This is a genomic window from Micromonospora sp. NPDC047707 (genome assembly GCF_040704235.1).
GTDB lineage: Bacteria > Actinomycetota > Actinomycetes > Mycobacteriales > Micromonosporaceae > Micromonospora.
Genome location: NZ_JBEYSU010000080.1, coordinates 1 through 7,144, shown reverse-complemented (window position 1 = coordinate 7,144; position 7,144 = coordinate 1). Strand labels below are relative to the sequence as shown.

At 73.6% G+C, this 7,144-nt stretch carries 8 protein-coding genes; 4 read left to right on the top strand and 4 right to left on the bottom strand.

All coding sequences use genetic code 11. The annotated features are described in order from the left end of the window. Positions 1 to 87: 87 nt before the first annotated feature. The 4 genes from AB0873_RS31290 to AB0873_RS31275 form a co-directional block, all read right to left on the bottom strand. Complete coding sequence (locus tag AB0873_RS31290) at positions 88 to 705, bottom strand: TlpA disulfide reductase family protein (protein WP_366604304.1); 618 nt, start codon at positions 703 to 705, stop codon at positions 88 to 90. After that, on the bottom strand, positions 702 to 1,481 hold the full coding sequence (gene nth, locus AB0873_RS31285) for an endonuclease III (RefSeq protein WP_366604302.1): 780 nt from the start codon (positions 1,479 to 1,481) through the stop codon (positions 702 to 704). The genes AB0873_RS31290 and nth overlap by 4 nt, the downstream gene beginning before the upstream one ends. Positions 1,482 to 1,542: 61 nt before the next feature. Continuing rightward, positions 1,543 to 2,706 (bottom strand): CapA family protein, encoded by a 1,164-nt coding sequence (locus tag AB0873_RS31280; RefSeq protein WP_366604301.1) that lies wholly within the window; start codon positions 2,704 to 2,706, stop codon positions 1,543 to 1,545. A 56-nt stretch (positions 2,707 to 2,762) separates the two neighbouring features. After that, positions 2,763 to 3,449 (bottom strand): adenosylcobinamide amidohydrolase, encoded by a 687-nt coding sequence (locus AB0873_RS31275; RefSeq protein WP_366604299.1) that lies wholly within the window; start codon positions 3,447 to 3,449, stop codon positions 2,763 to 2,765. 219 nt (positions 3,450 to 3,668) lie between these two features. Here AB0873_RS31275 and AB0873_RS31270 point away from each other — a divergent pair, with 219 nt between their 5' ends. The 4 genes from AB0873_RS31270 to AB0873_RS31255 all read left to right on the top strand — a co-directional run bounded on the left by AB0873_RS31270 (position 3,669) and on the right by AB0873_RS31255 (position 7,063). Further along, entirely contained in the window at positions 3,669 to 4,346 is a 678-nt protein-coding gene (locus AB0873_RS31270) for a Crp/Fnr family transcriptional regulator (RefSeq protein WP_088981720.1), read from the top strand. Positions 4,347 to 4,614: 268 nt separating this feature from the next. Continuing rightward, positions 4,615 to 5,358: a metallophosphoesterase family protein gene (locus tag AB0873_RS31265; protein WP_366604297.1), complete on the top strand. Its 744-nt coding sequence runs from the start codon at positions 4,615 to 4,617 to the stop codon at positions 5,356 to 5,358. Between the two features lie 201 nt (positions 5,359 to 5,559). Beyond that, positions 5,560 to 6,165, top strand: a complete 606-nt coding sequence (locus AB0873_RS31260) for a TetR/AcrR family transcriptional regulator (RefSeq protein ID WP_366604295.1) — start codon at positions 5,560 to 5,562, stop codon at positions 6,163 to 6,165. 85 nt (positions 6,166 to 6,250) lie between these two features. Beyond that, entirely contained in the window at positions 6,251 to 7,063 is an 813-nt protein-coding gene (locus AB0873_RS31255; RefSeq protein ID WP_366604294.1) for a TIGR03084 family metal-binding protein, read from the top strand. Positions 7,064 to 7,144 lie beyond the last annotated feature (81 nt).

Genomic DNA, 7,144 nt, shown 5'->3' with positions numbered 1-7,144 from the left:
CAACACCCCCTACAACCCCGACCGGCACCGAGCCCTCCAACACTTGCTCAGCCAAGATCAACCGGCGATGGCTTGACACAGGGCAACTCACGCGGGCACCGCCACGCCCAGGTGCTGGCGGACCAGGTCGGTGAGACGGGTGTCGTCGAGCGCCCCGCTGGCGTCGACGTGCCGGATGCGGCCGTCGGCGTCGACGAGAACGGTCAACGGGATGGCGTTGCGGCCCAACGCCCGTTGCAGCGCCTCACCCTGGTCGACCAGGGTCGGGAACCGGACCCCGAAGTCCTCGCCGATGGACTGCGCGCCGCCGCGGGTGTCCCGCGTGTTGACGCCGAGCACCGTCAACCCGCCGTCGGCCCGGTCGCTGAGGCGCTGGAACGCGGGCAGTTCCTTCCGGCAGGGCGCGCACCACGAGGCCCAGAGGTTGATCACCACGGGCCCCCGGACGTCCCGCAGCGCCACCGGCGCGCCGCCGGTGAAGCAGGTCAGCGTCAGCTCCGGCAGCGGCGTACCCCCGTCGCCCGGGACGGCGGTCGCGGTGCCGGACGGCGCCGGAGCGGCGGTCAGCTCGGCGCAGTCCGCGAACGGGGAGGGCCGGCTCTGCGCCGCGCCGTCCCGCGTGGCGGGGGCGCCCTGCTCCGGGCCGGCGGTACAGCCGGCGAGCAGCAGCACCGGGACCAGCAGGGCGGCCAGCCGCGTCCTCACGGCGCCTCCGCGACGACGGCCTGGACGGGGACCAGTTCCGGATCCACCCCGGCGGCCACCGCCAGGTCCCGGGCGCGGGGGCCCTTGAGCAGCTTCGCGGCCGCCGCCGGCTCGGTCGGCCCGGTGCCGTACGACGGGCAGAGCTTCGCGAGCGTGCACGCCCCACAGGCAGGCTTGCGCGCATGGCAGACCCGCCGCCCGTGGAAGATCACCCGGTGCGACAGCATCGTCCAGCCCCGCTTCGGGAAGAGCGCCCCGATCGCGTGCTCGATCTTGACCGGGTCGGTCTCGGTGGTCAGCCGCCACCGGTGCACCAGCCGCTGGAAGTGGGTGTCGACGGTGATCCCCGGCACGCCGAACGCGTTGCCGAGGATGACGTTGGCCGTCTTGCGGCCGATTCCCGGCAGGGTCACCAGGTCGGCGAGCTTTCCCGGCACCCGCCCGTCGTGCCGCTCGACCAGCGCCTGGCCCAGCTTGATCAGCGAGTCGGTCTTGTTGCGGTAGAAGCCGGTGGGCCGGATCAGCTCCTCCAGCTCGGCCCGGTCGGCGCCGGCGTAGTCGGCGGCACGCGGGTAGCGGGCGAAGAGCTTCGGGGTGACCTCGTTGACCTTCTTGTCGGTGCACTGCGCGGAGAGGATCGTCGCGACGCTCAGCTCCAGCGCGTTGGAATGGTTGAGTTCACAGTGCGCGTCGGGGTGGGTCTCGGTCAGCACCCGCCCGATCCGCCGGGCGCGGCGCGTCCGCCCGAGGTCGGTCTCGGTGAAGCTGGTGGTCACGCGGGAAAGCCTACGTCGCCGCCCCGACAGACGGTCGGGCCCACGCCCGCGCCCCGGCCGGTCAGCCCGCCGCGGGCGGGCTGATCTTCCCCGAGTCGTCGAGGACCGCCCCGGTCTCCGGGAAGTCCTTCCCGCTGACCTCCCGCACCAGGCCCAGACCGCGGTCGTCCGCGTCCATCCTCGGCAGACCCGCCGAGTTCATGTACGTCGCGGCGAACGACCCGCCGGCCCAGGTGCCGTCCGGCTTGAGCGACACCTTCAGCACCCCACCCCAGCCCAGCCGGCCGCTGTTGTTGAGCGAGTTGCCGCCGCCGGCGAAGTTCCCCAGGCTATACGCGATCAGCCGGCCCTGGTAGAACTCCATGCCCCGCAGGACGTGCGGGCCGTGGCCGACGATGAGGTCCGCGCCGGCGTCGATCATCGCCTTGCTGAACCGCACCGGGTCGCCCCGGTTCTCGCCCAGGTACATCTCGGTGCCCGGCTTCACCCGCGTCTTGTCGGCCCCCTCGGCGCCCATGTGCACCTGCACGACCACCAGATCCGCCCTGCCGGCCGCCTTGGTGATCACCTGCTTGGCCGCCGGGATGTCGGTCAGCGGGTTGGACCACGGGTACGACGAGAAGCCGACGACCGCCACCTTGACGCCCTTCACGTCGACCACGGTGATCTGGTCGGGCGCGCCGGTGTGCGCCAGCTCGTACTCCTCGAGCGCGGCCTGGGTGTTCTCGTAGCCCTTCGCGCCGTAGTCGTAACCGTGGTTGTTGGCCTGGTTGAGCAGGTCGAACCCGGCGTCGCGCAGGTGTGCCGCGTACTCCGGCGGGGCGCGGAACTGGTAGCAGCGGGTGGAGTTGGCCCCGCACTTGCCGGTGCCGGTGTCGACGGTGAGCGGCTCCTCCAGGTTGCCCATCACCAGGTCGGCGGCGAGCGCCTTCTCGACGTCGTCGAAGAAGCCCTTGCCGTTGTTAGCCGGCAGCCGGTTCGGCGCGTTGGCCATGATGATGTCGCCGGTGGCGGAGAGGGAGATGGCCGCCTCGGCGGGCTGCGACGCACCACCGGAGGCGACCGGGGCACCGGTGCCGCCACCGCCGGCGCCGGGTTGCCAGACGGGCCCGGCTTGCGGGGCGGCGTCGCCGCAGCCCGCCGCGAGCAGGGCGACGAGCAGCGCGCCGACCACCGGGAGGAGGCGGCGGCGCGGACGGGGCGACAGGGGGGCGGCAGCGTACATCGCCCGCGACCCTACCGGGCGGTGGACGCGCCGACATAACCCGATCGGGCAGATGTTCAGCCTGCGGGCCGGTGGGACCAGGGGACCACGGTGCCGGCGCCTCCGGTGCTGACGGCGGCGTGCACCGCCCGGGCCAGCGGCGCGCCCCAGGTGGAGCGGGGCCCGCCGTACGCCGCCTCCGGCCCGTCGACCGGGCAGAGGACCGTCACCGCGTCGGTGGGCGTGCCGGTGCCGGGTACGCCCAGCTCCGCGAGCGCCTGCGCCTTCGCCTCGGTGGCCGTCGCCACCGCGTTGACCAGGGCGGCAGGCCCGAGCCGCGCCGGCACGTACACCACGATGTTGACCGTGCCGACCCGCTGGGCGGGGGCGGCGGGTGTGTTCGCCGTCACCCCGGAGGGCTCCGGTGCCGCCGCCCAGACCGGCATCCCCAGCCCGACCGTCGCCCAGACCCGCACGCCACTGTCGGTCCGGGCCACCATCTCCGCGACGTCCACGCCGGTCAGCAGACCCACCCCGGGCCCGTCGAGGCCGAGCTGGTCGGCCAGCTCGGCCAGGTGGCCGGCCGGGTCCTCCCGGTCGTACGACATGGACACGGTGGCATTGACGACCCATTCCCGTACCCCCAGACCACCGCCGAGTGGCGCGGAGCTCACGGCCAGTAGCGGACGGTCGGCCCGCCACACCAGCAGCGGGGCGTCCCGCCCGTCCTCGTGGCGGGCGGTCAGGAACGGCTCGTTCAGCACGTGGCGACCCTACGACCTGCGGCACCGGCCGGCCCTACGCACCTCGGGCGGGCGCGGGATCTTAGCGGGTGATCACGACCGTCGAGTTACGTCCAAGGATCAAGATTCCAGGGGTGCACCCCGGATACCTGCTCACGTGCGCCTAGACTTGGCGGCGCGCGAGGGAGAAGCGTACGGCGGACCCGGCCGACGGACGGCACGCGCAGGCGGAGGTGCGCGATGGACGAGGTACTGGCCCGCAGCGGGATCTTCCAGGGCGTCGACCCGGAGGCTGCCGAGGCGCTCGCCAAGGAGATGGAGACGCTCGAGGTCCGGAAGGGCGAGGTCGTCTTCAACGAGGGCGAGCCCGGCGACAGCCTGTACATCCTGCTGTCCGGCAAGATCAAGGTCGGCCGCCGGGCGGCGGACGGCCGGCAGAACCTGATCGCGGTCATGGGACCGTCGGACATGGTCGGCGAGCTGTCGCTCTTCGACCCCGGCCCGCGTACGGCGACCGCCACCGCGGTGACCGACACCCGCCTGGTGCGGCTGCGCAAGCAGGCGCTGCGCCCCTGGCTCAACAACCGGCCGGAGATCGCCGAGCAGCTGCTGCGGGTGCTCGCCCGGCGCCTGCGCCGGACGAACGACTCGCTGGCCGACCTGATCTTCACCGACGTCCCGGGCCGGGTCGCGAAGAACCTGCTCCAGATGGCCGGCCGGTTCGGCACCCGCGACGGCGGCGTGCTGCGGGTGACCCACGACCTGACCCAGGAGGAGATCGCCCAGCTCGTCGGCGCCTCCCGCGAAACGGTCAACAAGGCGCTCGCCGACTTCGCCTCGCGCGGCTGGCTGCGCCTGGACGGCAAGAGCATCATCATCCTCGACCCGGAGCGCCTGGCCCGCCGCGCCCGCGTCTGACCCGAGATCATCCCGAACGGCCCGGACCTCACGGTCCGGGCCGTTCGCGTCCGCCGGCCCGTCCGTCTCACCTCCCGGGGGAGGTTCCGGCGGGCCCGACCCGCCCGAAGGCTTGATCAACTCGGGATCATGGAACTCGGGGTGTCGCAGCGCCGGTGACTGCCCGACTTCAGGGAAACCGAGTGGATCAAACCGCGCGGGTGCGGACAGCGTTCTGCCTAAGGCAGAAGTCCTGGACATGCCGCCTCCGGCCGGTCACGGTGGATCGATGCCGGACCGGGTCGCCGTCCTCTCCGACATCCATGGTGTGCTGCCGGCACTGGAGGCCGTACTGGCCGAGCCGGACGTCGCCGCCGCCGACCTGATCGTGGTCACCGGTGACATCGCCGCCGGCCCGCAGCCGGTGGAGGTGCTGGACCGGCTCGCGGGGCTCGGCGAGCGGGTGTGCTGGGTACGCGGCAACGCCGACCGCGAACTGGTCGAGGCCCGGGCCGGCCGGCCGTCACCGATCGGCGTCTCCAACTGGGCGGCCACGCAGCTCCGCGACGACCAGGTGGGCCGCCTGGCGGCGCTGCCGCTGACCGTCACCCTGGAGGTCGCCGGGCTGGGCCCGGTGCTCTTCTGCCACGCCACCCCACGGGACGACGAGGAGGTCGTCCTGGTCGACTCCCGGCTGGAGCGCTGGGCGGAGGTGTTCGCGGAGGTGCCGGCGGAGGTCGGCACGGTGGTCTGCGGGCACACCCACATGCCGTTCACCCGGCTGGTCGACCGCCGGTTCGTCGTCAACCCGGGCAGCGTCGGCATGCCGTACGGCGGTCCCGGCGCATTCTGGGCGCTGCTCGGCCCGGGCGTGCAACTCCGGCGCACCCTCTTCGACGTGGACGCCGCGTGCGCGCGGATCGCGGCCGAGTCGACGTACCCCGACGCCGCCGCCTTCGCCGACGAGTACGTGCGCTCCCGCCACAGCGACACCGACGCCCTGACCGTCTTCGCTCCCCGCGACGGTCGCTGAAGCGCCCGCCAGCGGTGTACCGGGCAAGCCCATGATCGTCTGCTGATCAGCAGGACCGGACGGGCGCCCAGGCCCACCTCACCATCAAACGATCATGGAGGGAGATCGCCACCGCCGCATGGTGGTTGCGCCGGCACGGCTGTTCGCCCGTCAGAAAAAGTCAGGCTTGACTGTTTGTTTTGAGGGCGGCAGGCTAGGGCCGTGTCCGGCGTATCGACCCGCGTCCCCCAGCAGGAACGCAGCCGCGCCACCCAGGCCCGGTTGCTGGAGGCGACCGTGGACTGCCTGGTCGAGCACGGCTGGTCGGGCACCACCACGACCGTCGTGGCGACCCGGGCGGGCGTGTCGCGCGGCGCCCAGCTGCACCACTACCCGACCAAGGCGGCGCTGGTCACCGCCGCCGTCGCGCACCTCGCCGACCGGCGGGCAAAGGAGCTGCGCGTCGAGGCGGAGGCCCTGCCGGCCGGCCCGCAGCGGCTCGACCGGGTGGTCGACCTGCTCGCCGCCGCCTTCACCGGCCCGCTCTTCGTGGCCGCCCTGGAGCTGTGGGTGGCTGCCCGCACCGACCGGGAGCTGCGGGAGGCGCTGGTGCCGCTGGAGGCGCGGGTCGGCCGGGAGATGCACCGACTGACCGTCGCCCTGCTCGAGGTCGACGAGCGCCGCCCCGGCGTACGGGAGGCGGTGCAGGCGACCCTCGACCTGCTCCGCGGCCTGGGCGTCGCCAACCTGCTCAACGACGACTCCGCCCGCCGCACCGCGCTCCTCGCCACCTGGAAACGACAGCTCACCCACCTGCTCGCCCTCTGACCCCAAGGCAACGGCGCCCCTCTCCCGCCGAGCCGCATCCGACCCCACCCCGCACCGATCACCGCCGACACCCCCGGAGGGCACCATGGTCAACCTCACGGACCTGCTGACGGACCTGGCCGCCGAGTCAGCTGACGTGGACTCCCTCGTCGCCCCGCTGTCCGCCGGCGACTGGGCCAGCCCGACGCCCGCGCCGGGCTGGACGATCGGCCACCAGATCGCGCACCTGGCCTGGACGGATCACGTCGCCCTGCTCGCCGCGACGGATGTCGACGCGTTCTTCGCCTCGGTCACCACGGCACCGGACCCGGCCCGGCTGGTCGACGTCGGCGCCGAGGAGTTCCTCGCGCCGCCGGACGAGCTGCTGCCCCGCTGGCGGGCCGGCCGGGCGGCGCTCGCCGCCGCGCTCGCCGCCGCACCACCCGGCGAGAAGCTGCCCTGGTACGGCACCGGGATGTCCCCCGCGTCGATGGTCACCGCGCGGATCATGGAGACCTGGGCGCACGGCGAGGACGTGGCCGACGCGCTCGGCGTCACCCGGCCCGCCACGGCGCGACTGCGGCACGTCGCGTACCTCGGCTTCCGTACGCTGCGGCACTCCTTCGCCGCCCACGGCCGCGAGGTGCCGACGGCGCCGGTGCGGGTCGAGCTGACGGCACCCGACGGCGGGACCTGGTCGTACGGTCCGGAGGACGCGGCCGACCGGGTCACCGGGCCGGCGCGGGACTTCTGCCTGCTGGTCACCCAGCGCCGGCACCGCGCCGACCTCGCCCTGACGGCCACCGGGCCGGTGGCCGACGCCTGGCTCGACGTGGCCCAGGCGTTCGCCGGCCCGCCCGGCGCCGGCCGCGAACCACTGTCCACCCGGGACGCGGCCGCCTCCCAGGTGACGGCGTGAGTTGCCCTGTGTCAAGCCATCGCCGGTTGATCTTGGCTGAGCAAGTGTTGGAGGGCTCGGTGCCGGTCGGGGTTGTAGGGG

Coding starts and splice junctions, on each gene's coding strand:
- AB0873_RS31280 (WP_366604301.1), bottom strand. CDS start 2,706: ATGTACGCTGCCGCCCCCCTGTCGCCCCGTCCGCGCCGCCGCCTCCTC.
- AB0873_RS31265 (WP_366604297.1), top strand. CDS start 4,615: ATGCCGGACCGGGTCGCCGTCCTCTCCGACATCCATGGTGTGCTGCCG.
- AB0873_RS31270 (WP_088981720.1), top strand. CDS start 3,669: ATGGACGAGGTACTGGCCCGCAGCGGGATCTTCCAGGGCGTCGACCCG.
- AB0873_RS31255 (WP_366604294.1), top strand. CDS start 6,251: ATGGTCAACCTCACGGACCTGCTGACGGACCTGGCCGCCGAGTCAGCT.